General features: G+C 67.6%; 20 protein-coding genes. 3 read left to right on the top strand and 17 right to left on the bottom strand.

Going from position 1 to position 18,011, the window contains the following annotated elements; genetic code table 11:
• Nucleotides 1-28: 28 nt before the first annotated feature.
• Genes tsaD through IAU68_RS01925 form a run of 7 tightly spaced genes read right to left on the bottom strand, consistent with a single transcriptional unit; the run spans nucleotide 29 to nucleotide 4,922 of the window.
• Entirely contained in the window at nucleotides 29-1,072 is a 1,044-nt protein-coding gene (tsaD, locus tag IAU68_RS01955; RefSeq protein ID WP_171194296.1) for a tRNA (adenosine(37)-N6)-threonylcarbamoyltransferase complex transferase subunit TsaD, read from the bottom strand.
• On the bottom strand, nucleotides 1,069-1,545 hold the full coding sequence (rimI, locus tag IAU68_RS01950; protein WP_171194297.1) for a ribosomal protein S18-alanine N-acetyltransferase: 477 nt from the start codon (nucleotides 1,543-1,545) through the stop codon (nucleotides 1,069-1,071). Before rimI ends, tsaD begins: the two co-directional genes overlap by 4 nt.
• Nucleotides 1,542-2,174 carry a tRNA (adenosine(37)-N6)-threonylcarbamoyltransferase complex dimerization subunit type 1 TsaB gene (tsaB, locus tag IAU68_RS01945; RefSeq protein WP_171194298.1) on the bottom strand — a complete coding sequence of 211 codons (633 nt, stop codon included), beginning with the start codon at nucleotides 2,172-2,174 and terminating at the stop codon, nucleotides 1,542-1,544. The genes rimI and tsaB overlap by 4 nt, the downstream gene beginning before the upstream one ends.
• The gene (locus tag IAU68_RS01940) at nucleotides 2,174-2,677 is read right to left on the bottom strand and encodes a hypothetical protein (RefSeq protein ID WP_171194299.1); all 504 of its coding nucleotides are present in this window, start codon (nucleotides 2,675-2,677) and stop codon (nucleotides 2,174-2,176) included. The genes tsaB and IAU68_RS01940 overlap by 1 nt, the downstream gene beginning before the upstream one ends.
• A 10-nt stretch (nucleotides 2,678-2,687) precedes the next feature.
• Entirely contained in the window at nucleotides 2,688-3,155 is a 468-nt protein-coding gene (gene tsaE, locus IAU68_RS01935) for a tRNA (adenosine(37)-N6)-threonylcarbamoyltransferase complex ATPase subunit type 1 TsaE (protein ID WP_171194300.1), read from the bottom strand.
• Nucleotides 3,156-4,244, bottom strand: coding sequence for an alanine racemase (gene alr / locus IAU68_RS01930; protein WP_171194301.1), 1,089 nt, complete (start codon nucleotides 4,242-4,244; stop codon nucleotides 3,156-3,158).
• A gap of 18 nt (nucleotides 4,245-4,262) precedes the next feature.
• On the bottom strand, nucleotides 4,263-4,922 hold the full coding sequence (locus tag IAU68_RS01925) for a GAP family protein (RefSeq protein WP_171194302.1): 660 nt from the start codon (nucleotides 4,920-4,922) through the stop codon (nucleotides 4,263-4,265).
• A gap of 78 nt (nucleotides 4,923-5,000) precedes the next feature.
• Here IAU68_RS01925 and IAU68_RS01920 point away from each other — a divergent pair, with 78 nt between their 5' ends.
• Nucleotides 5,001-5,855 carry a poly(ethylene terephthalate) hydrolase family protein gene (locus IAU68_RS01920; protein ID WP_171194303.1) on the top strand — a complete coding sequence of 285 codons (855 nt, stop codon included), beginning with the start codon at nucleotides 5,001-5,003 and terminating at the stop codon, nucleotides 5,853-5,855.
• On the opposite strand, the gene IAU68_RS01915 is transcribed toward IAU68_RS01920, so the two are convergent.
• The 4 genes from IAU68_RS01915 to glmM all read right to left on the bottom strand — a co-directional run bounded on the left by IAU68_RS01915 (nucleotide 5,852) and on the right by glmM (nucleotide 8,861).
• Nucleotides 5,852-6,130 carry a hypothetical protein gene (locus IAU68_RS01915; RefSeq protein WP_171194304.1) on the bottom strand — a complete coding sequence of 93 codons (279 nt, stop codon included), beginning with the start codon at nucleotides 6,128-6,130 and terminating at the stop codon, nucleotides 5,852-5,854. The genes IAU68_RS01920 and IAU68_RS01915 overlap by 4 nt on opposite strands.
• A gap of 3 nt (nucleotides 6,131-6,133) precedes the next feature.
• Nucleotides 6,134-7,108 carry a hypothetical protein gene (locus tag IAU68_RS01910; protein WP_171194305.1) on the bottom strand — a complete coding sequence of 325 codons (975 nt, stop codon included), beginning with the start codon at nucleotides 7,106-7,108 and terminating at the stop codon, nucleotides 6,134-6,136.
• Nucleotides 7,105-7,416, bottom strand: coding sequence for a hypothetical protein (locus IAU68_RS01905; RefSeq protein WP_171194306.1), 312 nt, complete (start codon nucleotides 7,414-7,416; stop codon nucleotides 7,105-7,107). Before IAU68_RS01905 ends, IAU68_RS01910 begins: the two co-directional genes overlap by 4 nt.
• Before the next feature lie 101 nt (nucleotides 7,417-7,517).
• Nucleotides 7,518-8,861 (bottom strand): phosphoglucosamine mutase, encoded by a 1,344-nt coding sequence (glmM, locus tag IAU68_RS01900; RefSeq protein WP_171194307.1) that lies wholly within the window; start codon nucleotides 8,859-8,861, stop codon nucleotides 7,518-7,520.
• A gap of 142 nt (nucleotides 8,862-9,003) precedes the next feature.
• On the opposite strand from glmM, the gene IAU68_RS01895 reads away from it, so the two are divergent.
• The gene (locus tag IAU68_RS01895; RefSeq protein ID WP_171194308.1) at nucleotides 9,004-10,071 is read left to right on the top strand and encodes an HNH endonuclease signature motif containing protein; all 1,068 of its coding nucleotides are present in this window, start codon (nucleotides 9,004-9,006) and stop codon (nucleotides 10,069-10,071) included.
• A 62-nt stretch (nucleotides 10,072-10,133) separates the two neighbouring features.
• Here IAU68_RS01895 and rpsI read toward each other — a convergent pair whose 3' ends face one another.
• From rpsI to eccCb, 6 genes are all read right to left on the bottom strand, one after another.
• Nucleotides 10,134-10,673, bottom strand: a complete 540-nt coding sequence (gene rpsI / locus IAU68_RS01890; protein ID WP_171194309.1) for a 30S ribosomal protein S9 — start codon at nucleotides 10,671-10,673, stop codon at nucleotides 10,134-10,136.
• Nucleotides 10,673-11,116, bottom strand: a complete 444-nt coding sequence (gene rplM, locus IAU68_RS01885; RefSeq protein ID WP_171194310.1) for a 50S ribosomal protein L13 — start codon at nucleotides 11,114-11,116, stop codon at nucleotides 10,673-10,675. Before rplM ends, rpsI begins: the two co-directional genes overlap by 1 nt.
• Before the next feature lie 289 nt (nucleotides 11,117-11,405).
• The gene (locus IAU68_RS01880) at nucleotides 11,406-11,690 is read right to left on the bottom strand and encodes a WXG100 family type VII secretion target (protein WP_171194311.1); all 285 of its coding nucleotides are present in this window, start codon (nucleotides 11,688-11,690) and stop codon (nucleotides 11,406-11,408) included.
• Nucleotides 11,691-11,705: 15 nt separating this feature from the next.
• Nucleotides 11,706-12,017 carry a WXG100 family type VII secretion target gene (locus IAU68_RS01875; protein ID WP_171194312.1) on the bottom strand — a complete coding sequence of 104 codons (312 nt, stop codon included), beginning with the start codon at nucleotides 12,015-12,017 and terminating at the stop codon, nucleotides 11,706-11,708.
• A 105-nt stretch (nucleotides 12,018-12,122) separates the two neighbouring features.
• Nucleotides 12,123-13,031, bottom strand: a complete 909-nt coding sequence (locus IAU68_RS01870) for a type VII secretion-associated protein (protein WP_171194313.1) — start codon at nucleotides 13,029-13,031, stop codon at nucleotides 12,123-12,125.
• The gene (gene eccCb, locus IAU68_RS01865) at nucleotides 13,028-16,519 is read right to left on the bottom strand and encodes a type VII secretion protein EccCb (protein ID WP_171194314.1); all 3,492 of its coding nucleotides are present in this window, start codon (nucleotides 16,517-16,519) and stop codon (nucleotides 13,028-13,030) included. Before eccCb ends, IAU68_RS01870 begins: the two co-directional genes overlap by 4 nt.
• A gap of 175 nt (nucleotides 16,520-16,694) precedes the next feature.
• Here eccCb and eccD point away from each other — a divergent pair, with 175 nt between their 5' ends.
• Nucleotides 16,695-18,011 carry a type VII secretion integral membrane protein EccD gene (gene eccD / locus IAU68_RS01860; RefSeq protein WP_171194315.1) on the top strand — a complete coding sequence of 439 codons (1,317 nt, stop codon included), beginning with the start codon at nucleotides 16,695-16,697 and terminating at the stop codon, nucleotides 18,009-18,011.

Here is an 18,011-nt window from a genome sequence, read left to right as displayed (position 1 = left end):
AACCACGCGTTCCCGCGCGCCGAGCGAATCAGACCAGCGGAACCTCGACCTCCAGCGAGGTGTCCGTGGCGGCGCCGAATCCGGACGGCTGCGCGCCCTCATGAATCAACTGGCCGGCAAGCGCTGCGATCATCACCCCGTTGTCGGTGCAGAGGTTGAACCGGGGTACGCGCAGTTCGATGCCGCGCTCGTCGCAACGCTGTTGCGCCAAATCGCGCAACCGGCTGTTCGCTGCCACACCACCGCCGAGCAGCAGCGTGTTCGCGCCGGTGTCTTCGCAGGCCATGACCGCTTTCGCGGTGAGCACGTCGCAGACCGCCTCCTGGAACGAGGCGCACACGTTCTCCAGCGAGATCACGCGGCCGTCGCGCTCGGCGGCTTCGACGTGGCGCGCGACCGCGGTTTTTAAGCCCGAAAACGAGAAGTTGTAGCGGTGCTCGCCGCGCAGGTCCTCCGCGCGCGACAGGGCCCGTGGGAAACGCACGGCCTGAGGGTTCCCCTGCGCCGCTAGCTTATCGACGACCGGCCCACCCGGATACCCCAACCCGAGCAGACGGGCGACTTTGTCGTAGGCCTCGCCGGCGGCGTCGTCAAGCGTGGTGCCCAGTTCCTTCATCGGTTTGCCCACGGCATCGACCTCGAGGATCTGGGTGTGCCCGCCGGAGACCAGCAGCGCGATGGAGTGCGGCAGCGGGTCGCCGTCGAGGTTCGCCACCGCGACATGCCCGCCCAAGTGGTTCACGCCGTAAAACGGCACGCCCCAAGCCGCGGCATACGCCTTCGCCGCCGAGGCGCCGACGAGCAGTGCGCCCGCCAGGCCCGGCCCGATCGTGGCCGCGACGGCGTCCGGCTTCTCAATCCCCGCATCCGCCAGCGCCTTCTCCATCACCTGCGGCATCGACTCCAGGTGCGCGCGCGAGGCGATCTCCGGCACCACGCCGCCGAAGCGGGCGTGCTGCTCCATGGAGGAGGCGACGACATCGGCGAGGATGTCCATCGTGCCGTCTTCGTGAAGCTCGATAATGCCCACGCCGGTTTCGTCGCACGAGGACTCAACGCCTAAGACGATCATTGCTCTGCAGTCCTTTCGCTCTTGCGCGGGCGCGTCATCGTGTACGCGTCCATCCCGGAGGCCTGATAGTAGTTCTTGCGCACACCGGCGGTGAAAAACCCGAAGTCCTCGTACAACGCGATCGCAGCGGCGTTATCCACGCGCACCTCGAGATACACCGGCCCGTCGAGCAGGTCCGCGGTATGCATCATCTGGTCCATCAGCGCGCGGCCGAGTCCCCTGCCCTGCTGTGCGGGCGCAACACCGATGGTGTGGACCTCGAACTCGGGGTCGTCGCGCGGGCCCAGCACGGCAAGGCCCGCGTACCCGAGCATGTTCGCGCCGTCGAACGCGCCGAGGTAAAACGTGTAGGGCGCGCCGATCTCGGAACGGAACGCGGCCTCGGACCACGGGCTGTCGCCGGCGAATAAGACGGCTTCGATCGCGGCGGCCGCGGGGGCGTCGGCAAGCGTGAGTTCCCGAAACGCCGTCATGGCAGCGCGGGCGACTTCGGCGCCTGCTTCGGCGGCACCGCATCCGGGCGGCGCAGATACAACGGCACGAGTGGCTCCGGTGCCTGGTCGAGGCGCGCTACGGCCACCAGTCCCGCAGGCTGCGGCGCCTGGTAGGTGCTCTCAGCGGCGTCGACCGCGACCTCGATGTTGTCGGGCACACTCAGCACGTCGACCGCATCTACCGGCAGGTCCGCCGGCTTGCACACCTCAGGCCCGGCAACACGGGCGCCGTCGGTGTAGCGCGCCCAGTACACCTCGCGGCGGCGCGCATCCGTGACCACGAGCGCGTCCCCGGCAAGGCCTGCGCCCACCGCGTCGTGGGTGCACACCCCGTGCACCGGGATGGAAAGCGCCTGGCCGAGCGCGGACGCGGTGGCCATACCGACGCGCAGGCCCGTAAACGGCCCGGGCCCGCAACCGACGACGATCGCGCCGAGGTCAGCGAAGGTGCGGCCGGTGTCGTCGAGAAGCGACTGCACCGTGGGCACCAACTGCTCGTTGTGCGCGCGGGTCGCCGTGACTGCCTCGGCGAGCGTGTCACCAGTGGCGGTGTCCACGACGCCGGCGACCAGGTCAGTGGTCGCCGTGTCGATGGCGAGGACAAGCATTACTGGCCCATCCCAAGCACCCAGCGGCCCTGGTCGACGTGGAACGGCATCGCCGTGTTCAGCGGGAACGTCTCCGACTGCGGCACGGTGCAGATATCCACCTTGTCCAGGTCGACCGGGTCGATGGTGGCGGCGTCGCCCTGTGCCGGGATGAGCAGGACGTAGCCCAATTCGCCGTCGAGGTTCACGTCCTCGTCGGCAAGCTCGAAGGCCTGCTTCTTCGCGTCCACCAACTCGGCCGGCTCACCAGGGCACAGGGTGGTGTAGCCGAGGTAGGCCTCCGGGTCGTACACCTTCGCCGGGTCCACCAACTGCGCTGCCACCGCGTCGCCGCCGGGGCGGGTCTGCAGCAGCGACTTCGTCAGCGAGTTCGTCGGCTTGACCTCGTTGTACGCCTCAGAACCACGGGAGAGCGGAATGAAGATGATGGCGGCGAGGATGACCAACCACAACACCGCCGCGAGAATGATCCAACCACGGGCTTTGCTTGTCGTCTTCAGCATGCGGTTAAGCCTACATCCCGTCCACGACACGCCAGGAGATAATGCGCCCCTCCGTTGCCGCGAGCGTTTCTCGGTCCAACGTGATCAGGATGTGACTGCCGCCCAACTGCTCCATCAGACCCTCACCCCACTCCGCGACGACGACCGCGTCCTCCAAGTCCGTATCCAGGTCGAGCGCGTCGAGTTCGCCGAGCGGGTCGTCGCCAAGCCGGTAGGCGTCGACGTGCACAAGCGCTGGGCCGCCGACGGTGGAGGCGTGCTGGCGCGCGATGACAAACGTCGGGCTGGTCACCCGGCCTTTGACCTGCATTCCGCGCGCGACGCCCTGGGTGAACGTGGTTTTCCCTGCGCCGAGCGGGCCGTCCAGGATCACCACGTCACCCGCTTCAAACGCCGCCCCCAGCTCTGCGCCGAGCTCTTGCGTATCGACGACCCCCTCACACACCCGCCGACCTTCACGCGCAACCGTGTCTTTCACCTAGCTCTCCTCCCCCGTGTAGGTGCGGTGGGTGCGCCCGCCCGGCGCGCAGACCACCTCGTAGTTGATGGTGCCGGCGGCCTTCGCCAGGTCGGTCGCGCTGCGGCCGCCAGCGCCGAAGATGATGGCCTCGTCGCCGGCCTTGACGCCAGCGGCGTTGTCGCCGAGCCAGATCACGATCTGGTCCATACTCACACGCCCCACCTGCTGATACGTCTGGTCGCCGATGGTGATCTCGAGCGCGCCCTGCCAGCTGCGGTGCACCCCGTCGGCGTAGCCCACCGGCACCACCGCGGTAAAGCCGTCCTCGGGCGCCTCCCAGGTGCGGGCGTAACTTGTCGGCTCGCCCTGCTTCATCGGTTTGACCGCAACGACTTGACCGGTCCACGTCATCGCGGGTTTGAGTCCGTGTTCCAGGCCCCCGACCGGCTCTAGGCCGTACAGGCTCACCCCGGGACGGACCATGTCAAAGTGCAGGTCCTCGCGCGTCCAGGTGGCCGGTGAGTTGGCGATGTGGTTGCAGGGCACCGCAAGCCCTGCCTTGCGGGCGGCGGCGATCGCCCGGCGGAACGCGTCCGCCTGCGCGTCGGTGTACGGGTCGAGCGGGTTGTCGGCGCAGGCCAGGTGGCTCATCAGGCCGGCGACTTCGATCTGACCGCGCTGTTCGGCCTCGCGGGCTCGTCGAAAAGCATCGGCCCATTGCGCCTCGTCGATGCCGGAGCGGTGCATGCCGGTATCCACCATGAGGTAGACGGTGCGGGGCGTGGGGTCGTCGATAAGCACCTGCAAGTGCTCGGTGGTGGGAACGCCCACGTGGATGCCGTCCGGGATCTCCTCGCCGATACTCCACAGCCAGGCGAGCACCGGCTTGTCGGTGAGCTCGCGGATGCGGCGGGCCTCGCCGAGGGTGGCCACGCCAAACGCGTCGGCGCCGTTGGATTCCATCACGGGCACGCAGCGCTCCACGCCGTGGTTGTACGCGTCGGCCTTGATCACGCACATCAGTGTCGCATCGCCGGCCTGCTCGGCGAGTAAACGGGTGTTGTGCGCGATCGCGCCGAGGTCAATCGTGGTGCGCAGTGGAAACATGGCCCTATTGTGCACGACCTAGATCAGGTGGATGACACCAAGGACCGTCAGCAGCGCCGCCACCGCCCACGTGGCCGCCGCGGTGACCTGCTGCGGGTGCTCCCGCGCCCACGCGAAGCCGCGGCCGGCCGCACTGTTCGGTTTCGCGCGCACGAGGGCGACCAAAAACGCACACAGTGTCGGCAGCGACAGTGCGACCGAGGCGTAGAGCGGAATCGCCGCGTAGCGCACCGACTGCTCCACCCCGGATGCCGACAGCAGGGCGAGCCCGCCGTAAAACGGCGCCGACGTCGCCGACTGCACAAGCCCCAGCACAAGGCCGGTCACAACCGTCAGTGGTCCTGGGGTGTTCAACTGCCGCATGATGCGCTGAGTCAGGGCCTGGTTGTCGCCGCCGCGCATGGCGAGCACCGCCGTGAGCACGCCGGTTGCGATGAGCAGCACGCCGAAGATGGGGCCGTTGACAAAGCGCTCGACCGCCTCGCCCAGGCCGTCGAAAATGACGAGCATGAGCAGCGCAAGACCAGCCACGCCAAGCCAGTCGCCGGCGATGAGCAGCGCGGTGGTCTTGCCGTAGCGGCCGCTGCCGCGCGGCACGGCGACGCCGACCGCCACGATGACGCCGATGAGCAGAAGGTTCACCGAATCGACGAACGCGAGCTGCAACGCACCGCCCATCGCCGCCTCCTTAACCGTCGTCGCGTGCAATGACGGACTCACGATAGTCCAACGCGCAAATACAGTAGGATCGTCGGCGTGTCTGCGAAGCTAAAGAAACTTTCCGACCTGTCCAAGCGCGGCCCGCACCGCGTCCTCGAAGGCGACTTGGGCTACACCGGCCTGCCCGGCAAGGTGTACACCCCCGCCGAGGGCAAAAACCTGCCTGGCATCGCCTTCGGCCACGACTGGATGAAAAAGGTCGACGACTACCACGGCACCCTGCGCCACCTGGCCAGCTGGGGCATCGCCGTGGCCGCGCCGGACACCGAAACCGGCTTCCGCCCGGACCACCGGGGCTTCGCGGCCGATTTAGAGACCAGCCTGCAGATCCTCGCCGGCGTGCGTTTGGGCAACGGCAACATCTCGGTCGCCCCGAGCAAGCTCGGCATCGTCGGCCACGGCATGGGCGGCGGCGCGGCAGCGCTCGCCGCGGTGGACAACGAGAAGGTCAAGACCGTGGCGTCCGTGTACCCGGCCAACGTCGCCCCGTCCGCTGTGGAGGCCGCGCGCACCCTGTTCATCCCCGGCATGGTCGTCGGCCCCGGCGAGGACGGCGACGCGCTGTTCGACCCGGGCAACCCGGCAAAGCTCGCCTACAACTGGGCTGGCGACGTGGTCTACCGCGCACCGAAAAAGGGCGACCAGCAAAGCTTCTCCGAAGACGGCATGATCAAGCGCGTCCTCGGCCTGGGCAAGTCCGACCGCGCCCTGCAAGAGACCGTCCGCGGCCTGCTCGTGGGCTACCTGCTCGCGGTGCTTGACGACGACAACACCTACGCCGGCTACACCGACCCCGAGGCCGCAGGCTCCGGCGTGGAATCCCTGTCCGGCGAGAAGCTGGTCAAGGCCGCCGGACTGACCCGCGACAACGCCGGCTTCTCCCTGTTCTAGGCTTCCTCCGCCTGCGTCCCGCGGGCGCGGCTTTGCAGCACGGCGCGCACCTGGGCCCGCTTCGCGCGCTGGGCGGCGGACACCCGCGAGCGCTCCAACGTGTAGTCCCCGCGCGGCGCGACCGGCTTTGGCCGCTCCAACGTCTCGCGTGCGCGGGCGTGATGCTGCGCCGCCTTTTCCATCTTCACCTGCGTTTCGCGCATCATGGCCTCGAAATCGGCCATGCGTTTTTCGGTCCTGCGCTGGTACTGGATGACGAATTCTTCAAAATCCATCGCTTACCACTCCCCCGTTTTCTTTATCCCCCAGGGATCTTGCCCCGCCACGCCGTCGCCCGCAACTGGATCGTCCCCGCCGATCGACGCCGCCTGGGTATCTAGGTTCTGCAACTTCTTCGGCGGCGGTGCAGGCTCCTCCACCTGCGACAGTTCCGGCGGCGGGGCGATCACGCCGTCGCCAGTCGGCGTCTCAGGTGCGGACGCAGGTTCCGGTGCCGGTTCTGGCTCTGGTGCCGGTGGCGGGCACTCCTGTTCGGCCCCCACCGCATCGCAATCCAGCGCCACGTCCAGGTCAAGGCCTAACTTCAACCCCACGTCGACCGAGAGATTCAGTCCGGCCGCGGCGGTGCCCACCGACGAGCTTGCGACCTTCGCCCGGTCGATCTCCACCGGCGGCGCGGGCTGGGGTGCTGACGCTTCCCCGGCGCACTCCGCGACGACATCCAAGCAGTTAGCGATCACACTGTTGCGGTCGGTGGTGGTCTGCTTCGCGCACCGCAGCGCCTCGATGATGACCTCCACGGCCGGCTCAATGAGCTGCTTGATGCCGCAGCGCTGCGCAAGGTCGAACATGCGCTGCGCCGGCTCGAGCACCGCGCCGACCGCCATCTCCGCCGAGTGCACCACCTGTTCAATCGCACTCGAGCACTCGCCGATGCGTTGACCGACCTGCGCGACCTGCTCGAAGAACTCGGTCTCCCGCGTCTCGTCGCGCTGCTCGCGCGAACGGATACCCACCTCGTCGAACCAGGCGCTGTCGTCGGCAGAGCACGTGCGTGCCGGCGTGTCCGGCCGCTCGCACCCGCATCCGAGCTGGAGGCCGGCCTCTGCGAACAGCGACACGTCCAGCCCGTCGACGCAGGAAGCCTCCTTGATCAGGTCCCCGGCCAGCCCGCGGACCTCGTCGCGCTGGCGCTCCGGCACGTCCGGGGCGGCGTCTACGGCCTCAGCGATGTCTTGCACTGCGGGGATCACAGCTCACCCACCCCTCCCAGCATTTCGGCGGCTGTGGAGTCGGCGGCGGCGGTGTCGTCGGCAAGCGAAAGCACGCGCTCCCAGTTGTCACTGCGCGCCTCCAAAAACCGCCGCGACGTCACGTGCAGCGCATCGAGTGCATCCGCGATGCGGCGGCCCTGGTCGGTAAAGCCGGCGCCAAACGACGACGGCGCCACCTCGACGCGCCGCGCGTCCAAATCACGTACCGCGCTCCGATACGCCTCGATGGCGTCGACGTAGTGCGTCCGAACAGCGTCGACGTCGATGTCGAGCCCTTTTTGAGTCATTTCCCCCACCCCCGAAAGGATTGCAGTCCAACAAGTTTCCTACCTAGTTAGACTCCCCAAGAGCCCCGGCGGTTCCATGCCGGGGCGAAAAACTTTTGCGGCTACACCGCAGCGACGACCGCCGCGAGCTGGCCCGCCACCTTCCGGGCCTGCTCCTCCTCGGCCGCCTCCACCATCACACGGAAGAGCTCCTCGGTGCCCGACGGGCGCAGCAGCACGCGGCCCGACTCGCAGAGTTCGGCTTCGGCTTCGCTGATCGCAGCGCGCACGGAGTCGTCGTCAAGAATGCGCGACTTGTCGGACACCGGCACGTTGATCAGGGTCTGCGGCAGCACCGTCATCACGCGCGCGAGTTCCTCGAGCGACTTGCCCGTCTCCGCCATGCGCGCCATGAGCAGCAGGCCGGAGAGTACGCCGTCGCCGGTGGTGGCGTGCTCCGGGACCACGATGTGACCGGACTGCTCGCCGCCGAGGGAGAAGTCGCCGCGCTCTAGCTCCTCGAGCACGTAGCGGTCGCCAACCTTCGTCTCGCGCATCTCGATGCCTTCGCGTTTCATCGCCTGCTTCAGCCCCAGGTTGCTCATCACCGTAGCGACGAGCGTGTTCGCCTTCAGCGAGTTCGAATCGCGCATCGCAGTGGCCAGCACCGCCATAATCTGGTCACCATCGACGATGTTGCCGTGCGCATCCACCGCCAGGCAGCGGTCGGCGTCGCCGTCGTGGGCGAGGCCGAGGTCCGCGCCGTGCTCGACGACGGCCGCCTGGATCTGGTCCATATGCGTGGAGCCGGAGCCGTCGTTGATGTTGTATGCGTTCGGCGTGTTGTGGATCGCGGTTACCGTCGCGCCCGCCGCAGCGTACGCCATCGGCGCTACCTCGGATGCGGCGCCGTTCGCGCAGTCGACGACCACCTTGATGCCGGAAAGATCCGCGCTGACCGCCTCCTTGAGGTGGGCGAGGTAGCGCTCCTGCGCGTCCGACGCCTCCTCGATCACACGGCCGATGCTGGTGCCCGTCGGGCCGGTATCCTCCAGCGCCGCCATCGTGCGCTCGATTTCATCCTCGATGTTGTCAGGCAGTTTGCGCCCGCCCGCGGAGAAGAACTTGATGCCGTTGTCCGGCATCGGGTTGTGCGACGCCGAGATCATGACGCCGATGTCGGCACCGTAGTCGTCGGTAAGAAACGCCAGGCCAGGCGTGGGAATGACACCGACGCGCAGCACGTCGACGCCCTTCGACGCCATGCCTGCCGCCATCGCCGCCGCGAGCATCTCGCCGCTAACGCGCGGGTCGCGCCCAATCAGCGCCACCGGGCGACGCTTCTCCGAACGGCGGTCCTTCGTCAGCACCGTCGCAGCGGCCGCACCAAGTTTCAGCGCGAGCGGGGCAGTCAACGTCTCGTTCGCGAGACCGCGGACACCATCAGTTCCAAACAATCGAGTCATGCGCCCAATTATGCACGCCGTGCGCGATTGCTTGACGACGAACCCCTGCTACCTCGACAATCTCAGGTTATCCACAGGGTGCGAAACCGAAATTCCACAAGCTGGACGGGTCGTGTCGTGGGCGTGGTTTAACGTTTGGGCCATGAACCTGTTCGAATCGTTCGCTCACGCGCTGGCTGCCGGCGCGATCGACATGCTTGCCGCGTTCGACCGCGGCATGCTCGTCGATCTTGGCGCCAACCCCACGCGCGTGCGCGAATGGTCGAAGATCCGCGATGTCTACTACGGCCCGACCAGGTTTAAGCGCCAGCAGGCCAAAGCGGTGTCATTGGCGCGCTCCCACGGGGCGAGTTTGGACAAGTTGGCGTTTATCGAGCGTTCGCTGCGCTTGCTTGACGACGACACCGAGCGCTGGCGCCTGCGCCACCGCCTTTTGGAACTGCGCGGGCCGTACAACTCGTTTACCCGCCGCGCCAAAGAGATCCTGCCGGCGCAGGAGCCTTCGGTTCCGGAGGACTACATCAACTTCTCCGAGTCCAAAGACGGCAAGCGGCGCTTTTGCGGCTCCGGCGACGAGCACCTGTTGGCAGCGTTAGAGCACCGGCTGCGCGACGGGCTGGATACATCAAAGCCGTCGGGCCCGCAGATGATGCGTAACTTCGCCGACATCCTCACCGGTGAAGGTGGCGGGGTGCAGGTGCCGGTGCCGCGGCCGATCCTTGCGGTGGGGCTGCCGGACTTTGTGCGGATTATGGCCGGCGAGGGCGACGACGTGGTGCTCGCCTTGTCGGACGGCACCACGATGACGGGCGCGGAGTTTCTTACCGCCCAGTTCGGCGACATTCTCGAGGTGGCCGCGTTTCACCCGGAGGCCGGTGCGGTGAACTTGTACCGGACCGAGCGGCGGGCGAATCAGAAGCAGCGGGATTTGGCGAAGATGGTTTCACCCGTGTGCGCCTTCCCCGGCTGTCGACATGGGGCGGATGCGTGCGAGTTGCATCACGTCACCGCGTGGAAACACGGCGGCGAGACCAATCTCGACAACCTGGCGCCGCTGTGCCGCTACCACAACCGCATCAACGACGACGACCCGTGGCGTAAAAGACGCGGCCGGATCGTGATGATCCGGGGCGCCCCGGTATGGATCTCACCCCGCGGCTACCCGGTGAAAAACACCAACCACGGGGTGATGGACCGGTTGTTCCGGTAGCAAAACGGCGAACGCCGCCGCCCACGAGGTGGGACAGCGGCGTTCGGTAAGTAAGCCAGCGATTAACGCTTGGAGTACTGCGGTGCGCGACGGGCCTTGTGCAGACCTGCCTTCTTGCGCTCGACGGCACGTGCGTCACGGGTGAGCAGGCCAGCCTTCTTCAGGGTGGTGCGCTCAGCCGGGTTGTAGACGTTGAGTGCGCGAGCGATCGCCAGGCGCAGAGCACCGGACTGGCCGGTCGGGCCGCCGCCGGAGATGTTTGCCTTGATGTCGAACTGGCCCTCGCGCTCGAGCAGGGTCAGCGGGGTGAGGATGTCCTGCTGGTGCAGCTTGTTCGGGAAGTAGTCCTCGAACTCGCGGCCGTTGACAGTGATCTTGCCCTCGCCCTCGACGACGGTCACGCGGGCAATGGCGCGCTTACGGCGGCCGACGGTCTGGATCGGGCCCTCGTGCAGCGGGGCGACCTCGGCGGTCTCCTCGGTGGCCTCAGCCTCGGGAGCGATCGCGTCACCGATGGTGTAGTTGAACTCCTCGGTGGCTGCGGTTGCGGCGTCGACGTCGGTGTCGGCGGCGATGTTGTCGTAGTTGTTCGGCTCGGTCATTACTGTGCCACCTGCTTAAACTCGTAGGTTTCCGGCTTCTGAGCAGCGTACGGGTGCTCGGAGCCGACGAAGACGTGCAGCTTCTTGATGGACTGGCGGGAGAGCTTGTTGTGCGGCATCATGCCCTTCACAGCTTCCTCGATCACGCGGTCCGGACGCTCGTCCAGGGCGCGGCCCAGGGTCATGGACTTCAGACCACCCGGGTAACCGGAGTGGCGGTAACGCATCTCGCGCTCGCGCTTGTTGGAGGAGATGTGGATCTTGTCGGCGTTGATCACGATCACGTGGTCGCCGGTGTCGACGTTCGGTGCGAACTGCGGCTTGTGCTTACCGCGCAGCAGGTCCGCTGCGGTGGAAGCAAGCTTGCCCAGCACCACGTCGGTTGCGTCGATGACGTACCAGTTACGGGTCACGTCACCGCTCTTCGGGTGGTAAGTAGACATGCATGACTCCTTAAAGTCTGTCTAGATGGCTGCCGGCCAATCTTCGTATGTACCTCGACGGTTCCGGCGGCCGGTGGAGACCCGAAACGCGCGTCAGTGGCGACACACAAGGATCAAAGCCTACGCGACGGCGCGGGCAAAACAAAAACGCCTCCGCAGGTGTTCCCCTTGACACCTGCGGAGGCGTTTTCTTCCCCCGAGTCCCCCTTTTTTGTTGTTGCGCCGGGGTGGGTTTACCGCGCCCTATCCCCCGATGGTCGGTAAATGGATCCCCAACGCAAGATTGTTGTTAGCCCCAGCTGTTCGCGGCGGCGTTGTTGACGGCGAGCATGGTGGAGTTGCCGTCTTCCACGGTTTGCGCGATCTGGGTGAGGATCTGGTTCAGATCCTCGGCCGCTTGGTCCCACTTGGCCTGGTGGGCCTGGTAGGCGGTGGCGGCGGTGCCTTCCCAAGTCTGCGCCATGGGCTGGAGCATCTGTTTGAGTTCGGCCAAATCGCCGTTGATGCGCGACGCGGAAGCGCGCATGTCCTCGGATGCACCGGCGATCTGGGCGAAGTCGTATTTAATCTGCATGGTTTCCCCTTTTGTTTAGAGTGCGAGCCCGCCAGCGAGCTGGCGGAGGCTGTCGGTGTTGGTGGCGTCGGTGGACTCGTAGTGCTTCGCGTTGTCGCGGATGTTCGCGGCAATTGCGGTGAGTGCCTCGGACAACCGTTTTTGGGCGTCGTCGTAACGCACCATCAGCTCGTCGAAGCTGCGCTGCGCGTTGCCGACCCAGAAGTTGCGGGTGGACTCGGCCACCTGCTGGATGCGGTCGATTTCGCGGTTGACGTCGGCGTTGGTGTCGTCGGTGCGGTCGGCAGCGGCGCGCATGACCTCGGCTTCGGTTGCGAACTGCTCCATGGTTTTCCCCCTCGTGTGGTGTGCAAAGTGCGGGCAGTGTGTTTTTTCTGCCCATGTATTGGACTGACAAAGTGGCCGTTCGGTTCCCTCGAACCGGAAACTTTTTTAAGTTGGCAGGTCAGCCCCCTGATATTCGGCGGATTCCATGGCCATGCGGCACGTCGCTCGCTGGACGTTGGTGGGTTCGGCGCGCGTGTGGCAGCCGACGAAGAGTTGCGTCTGCCCGTGCGGCCATGTTTTCCATAGCGCTTGGGAGCCGTCGCTGGCGCGTTCGAGGTAGGTCACAGCGGTGCCATCCGTATCGACGAGTTCAGTTTCCGGGTCGGCCTCAATATCGGCGAGCAGTTGCTCCGCCATGGTTTGCGCGGGCAGTTGGTAAAGGTGCTCGACGGCGATGTGCAGGCGGAAGTTCGGGTCTTCGCCGGTGGCGCGCCAGGTGCCGTCGTCGGCTTCGAGCGCGAACCCGGCGGGCAGTTCGACCCGCAGGCCGTCTTGTTCGAGCATGACAGTCTGCGGGGCCGCTTCGATTGCCGACGACACCACCTCCGGGACGGGTCGCGCTTCCGTTTCCGGTTGGGCTTCCGCTTCGGTTTTGGCTTCGGCTTCGACTTCGGCCGGAGCGTCGTCGCCGCCGCGGACGGTGAAGTAGATCGCGCCGGCAACCACGGCGGCCACCACCGCGACGATGACGGCGACGACCCACACCGACCCGTTGGATTCGTGTTCGACGGGTGGGAAGGAGTCGGTGGGTGGGTCGTCGGCAAGCGGTGCGGGCGCGGTGTCGAGGATGTCGGTGGTTAAGTCGATGTCGTAGTCGGCGAGCGCGTACTCGAGTTCGCGCAGCCGCACCTGGTCCGCGCTGATGTGCACGGCGGCGCCGGCCGGGTTGGGACCGAGCACGGTTTTGATGGTGCCGGCGATTTCGCGGCTGCTTGGCGTGTCGAAGCGGTGCACGTTGGCGGCGCCGGTGAACACGGTTGAGGCGTCGGTGGCGGTGATGCGCAGATCGGTCATGGTTGCTCCTGAAGTTGCGGCAGTTGGATGCTGCCTTTCGGCTCGCCTTGGACAAGAGTTGCGCGGCCTGGCGGCAGGGGCGCGGGACGCACGCCGAAGATGGACCCCTCGTCGCGTGTGCCGTCCATGACCAAAACGTCCGGGTGCAGGTCCTTCACGGCGGTCAAAAATGGGGCGAACAGAGCGCGCGAGATGCCACCGAATTTGCGGGCGGCGACGATGTGCAGGCCGATGTCGCGGGCGTGCGGGATGAGGTCCAATAGCGGGCGTAGGGGTTCTTCGCCGACGAGGTCGAGGTCGTCGATAAGCAAGTAGAGCTCCGGGCCCTGCCACCAGGAGCGCTCCGCCAGTTGCGCAGGCGTGACGTCCGCGCCGGGCAGCCGCAAGGTCAGCGTGGTGGCCAGGGCGCGCACGGCGTCGGTGATCGCGCTCGACGACGCCGCATACGCCGCCACCATGTCCTCGTTCGGCCGGCCAAGGTGCGCGCGGCGCGGGTCGCAGATGATCATGCGGGCGGCGGCGCGGTCCATCGCACCCACGGCCGCGATTGCGCTGGCGATAAACGTCGACTTGCCCGCCCCGCCGGCGCCAATCGCGAGCACGTGCCCGGTGGAGTAGAGCGGCGCCAGGTCGGGACCGCCGACGCCGAGTGGCACACGCGCGCCGTCGATAAGCGAGTGCGCGTCGACGACCTCCGGCAGCACGCGCAACCTTGGCACCGGCGGCTGCGCGGCAACCTGGCTGGCGATGTACGCGACGTCCTCCGCCGTGGTCAGCGCGATCTGCATGACCTTGCCGTCCGGGGTCAGCGCCCGCCCTGGCACGGCATCGAGACGTTCTTGGGCCTTGCGGTCGATCAGCGAATCCATCGGTTCCGTCAGCCGCATCTCGATGCGCGTGCCGATCAGGTCGCGCACGTTCGCGCGCACCGCGCTCCACCGCTGCGTGGTCAGCACGAGGTGCACGCCCGCGGCCGGTCCCTCGGAGGCGATGCGGGCGAGCGGGTCGCGCAGATCCTCCAGTTTCGAGTCGTTGGCCACCAGCGCGTGCCACCCGTCGACTACGAGCACGGTCGCGCGACCGGGGTTGTCGAGCAGCCCCAGCACTTCGTCGATTACGCGCCGCGTGCGCTCCTCGTCCTTCGCTGCCGCCACGCCCGCCACGTGCGGCAGCGCCGCGAGATCCGCGTAGTCTCCCCCGCCGGCGTCGATGATGTACACCGCAATCTCGTCGGTGGTGTTCGTGAGCGCTAGCTTTGCGACGAACGACCGCACCGCCATCGATTTACCCGTCTGCGGCCCGCCCGCGATCGCGACATGGCCGCCGGCGACGGCGAGGTCGATGGCGAAGGGTGTTTGGAGTTGGCGGTAGGGCTCGTCGACAAGCGCGATGGCGTCGTCGTCAAGCGAAGACAGCGCGAGCGCGGCGGAAAGCGGCGGCAGCCACACTTGGTGGGCGCGCATACCGCGGACTTCGGCGACCTCGCGGGCCTTGTCCACCACAGCGTCGAACAGGGTGGTCGAGTAGTCGGTGTCGGTCACGGTCGCCGGCTCGATCTCGACCTCGTCGCCGGTGAACAGGCGCACCCCCGGCGCGTCGGCGGGATGCGAAAGCACCTGCCGGGTCAGCGGCCCGGAGACGTACGCGGCGCGGAAGCGCGTCAGCTCCATGCCGGATTTGAGGTAGCCGGAGCCGGGTTCGCTGGGCAGTTCGTACGCGTCGGGCACCCCGAGGACCTGACGCGACTCGCCCGCCGAGAAGGTCTTCAGACCGATGCGGTACGACAGGTGCGAATCCAGCCCGCGCAGCTTGCCTTCCTCCAGCCGCTGGGAGGCGAGCAGCAGGTGCACGCCGAGCGAGCGGCCGAGGCGGCCCACCGCGACGAACAGGTCCGCAAAATGCGGGTGCTGGGACAACAGCTCGGAGAACTCGTCGACGATGATCACCAGCGCCGGCAGCGTATGCCCGGCGCTGGTGTAGTCGGTGATGTTGGCGAAGTTACCGGCCGCGCGCAGCAGTTCCTGGCGCCGGTTGAGCTCGCCGGAGATGGCGTCGTACATGCGCTCGACCAGCACGGCTTCGTCTTCCAGGTTGGTGATCACCGCGCTGGTGTGCGGCAGGCCCTCGCAGCCGAGGAACGTCGCGCCGCCCTTGAAGTCGACCAGCACCAGGTTCAACTCGTCCGGCGAGTGGGTGGCGGCAAGTGCCACGACCAACTCTTTGAGCAGTTCCGACTTGCCGGACCCGGTCGCACCGATGCACAGCCCGTGCGGGCCCATGCCGCCGTGCGCGGACTCCTTTAAGTCGAGGTAGACCGCCTGCCCGTCGGGGGTTGCCCCGATGGGCACGGCGAGTTTGTTGCGCACCCCGGGCCACATCGTGGTCGCATCCAGCGCGTCCAAGTCCGCGATGCCGAGCATGGAAAGCAGGTCGCCAGTGTCGTCGCCGGCGTGGTCCGGTCGTCGATAAAAGCCTAAGTGCCGCGCGATGAACTCGGCTTCGGCGTCGGTGAGCGCGTCCGGCACCCCGAGGCGCTCGGTGCCCTGCTCGGTCACGGCGTCGAGGGTGTCGGTGCAGATGAGGTGGAACGCGTCCGGGTCGACGAAGTAGTGCTCGTCCGGGTGGATCGTGATCACGCAGTCGGCGTCGGGGTTGGGATGCGTTTGCGTGGTGGCGTCGACAAGCGCGACGCGGAAGCTGGCATGGTCGGCGCGGGCGTGCGGCAGCCACTTCGCCCAGTCGAACGGCGCGTCCACGGATACCAGCTCCGGGCCGTGGAAAAACGCGAGCTGGGCCACGATCGAGCGCGCCACGTCCAGTGCGCCGGGCCCGGCCAGCGTAACGGCGGGAAACGCGTCGAGTTGCACCACGATCGGCATGCCGGGCACGGTGCTCACCGCGGCGACGGTGCGGCGCAGACTCACCGCACACACCGGGTCAAGGTCCTCTGGGCTGCCCGGATCATCCACCTCGACCGGGGTGCACAGCGCGCCGGTGCCGGTGCCGAGGCGCACCGTGAGCGCCATTGACGACGACGCCACACGCTCCCACACCCGCTCTACCGGCGTCGCCGCAACGAGGTCGGTGGGCGCGGGGTGCAAGGCGGTGGCGTGTTCGCGCTGCAGTTGCGCATTGTCGCGGGCTTTGCGCGCAAGGGCGTCGAGGTGGCGCAGGTAGACCCGGCGCGTCTCGTCGATGTCGCCTTTGTTGTCCTGCGGGTTGACCATCCCGAGCAGCCCGAACAGCATCATCAGCGGGAAGATGAGCATCATGGGGCTCACGGCTCGGCCGGACATCATCATCAGCACCATCACCGCGCCGACGGCGACGACCATGATCACCGGCAGCAGAATCTTCATCACCGGCTGCGCCTGCGGTTTCTGTGCTGCGGGCACCGGTTCGGCGCGCAACTGTCCGGCCGGCGGCGCGGGCACGTCGGTGGTTCCCGCGGTCGGCGCGAGCACCGGGTCGTAGTCGAGACCGAGCATGAGTGGTTGTCCCCCCTGGTATCCCCGCCGTTCCCCCGAACCGCGGTTGTTGCATGCGCAGTGTAGACCAGCGCCACCGCCCGCGCGCGTCGAGTGGACGAGGCCGGCGTGCTGGGTCATACTGTCGGGGTCACGCGCGGCGATGGGGGCCGCGCATGAGACGAGGGGGAAAATTTTGGTTGCCACTTCGGCGCACCACATTGTGCGCGTCACCGTGCGCGTGTCCGTCGCCGCGTTTCACCGCGACATCGACGTCACGCTGCCGACGTCGTCCACGTTCGCGGAGGCGCTGCCGGAACTCGCGCGGTTAGTCGAGCTGCCGCAAATCCACCGCCCGTGGGAGATCTCCACGCCCGGCGGCGCGCCGTTAGACATGCACGCGCCGCTGTATACGCAAAAGCTTCACGACGGCGCCGTGATCGTGTTGCGCCCCAAAGAACCCGTCGCCCCGCCGGTGGTGCGCGACGCCGCCGACGCACTCGCGCACGCAGGCGAGTCGGCCCGCAACGTGCGGGGCTTGGACACCGCGGCGACATACGCGGGGTTGGTGTGCATCGGGGTGCTGGCCGGCATCTTCGCGCCGGTACCCGTGACGTTCGCGCTCGTCGCGGCGGTGGCGCTGACCCTAGCGGCGGTGAGCCGGAGCCAGGCGGTGTTTTTCGCCGCCCCCGTGTGCGCGGCGGTCGCGGCGGCCGCCTGGGTGGCCGGGCCTAGCGCGGATTGGCACGGCGCAGACCCCGCAATCGGCGCGCTGGCCGGGGTGCTCGCCGCGCTGGTCGTGGTGGGTCTCGGCGTCGCGCTGCGCATCACCGGGGCGGCGCTGACCGCGTTTTTCGCCACCACGGGTGTGCTCGGCGCGGCCGGTGCGCTCGGTGCGTGGTTGCCCGGCCCGCTCGCCCCGGCCGCGTTGACCGTGCTCACTGGTGTGTTCGCCGTCGCGGCCACGCCGGGTGTGGCCACGCGCGCGGCAGGCCTGACCGTTGCGCGCGTGCCCACCGCCGGCGAGGAGTTCGACCGCTCCGACGCCTACCAACCCGACGTCGACGCGCGAAGCCACACCGCCGCCACCGTCGCCGGCGCGATCTCCGCTGGCATCGCCGCCGCGACCATCCCTGCACTGCTCGCCCTCTCGGCCCGCGGCAGCGCGTGGACGTTCGTGTTTTGCCTCTGCGTCGCCGGCGCGCTGATCATCTACGCCTCGCGCCACCACTGGGCACTCGCACGCGCGTGTTTAACGGCGGTGGCGTTGGTGGCGGTGGTGGGGTCGTCGATAAGCATTTCGCGTATCGACGACGCGCACCCCGCCCTCATCACCTGCGCCGCACTCATCACACTCGCGGCCGCGACGACGGTGCTGTGGGCCAAGCGGGTGCCGGACCTCGAGCCGACGACGGTGGTGTGGTTCGAACGCGCCGAAATCGCCGCGATCATCGCCGTCATCCCGCTCGCGGTGCACCTGACCGGGCTGTTCGACCTGATCCGGGGGCTGTGA

This window comes from Corynebacterium lujinxingii (genome assembly GCF_014490555.1).
Taxonomy (GTDB): Bacteria; Actinomycetota; Actinomycetes; order Mycobacteriales; family Mycobacteriaceae; genus Corynebacterium; species Corynebacterium lujinxingii.
Note: the sequence above shows the minus strand (reverse complement) of the source record. Positions and strands in the feature narration are given on the sequence as shown.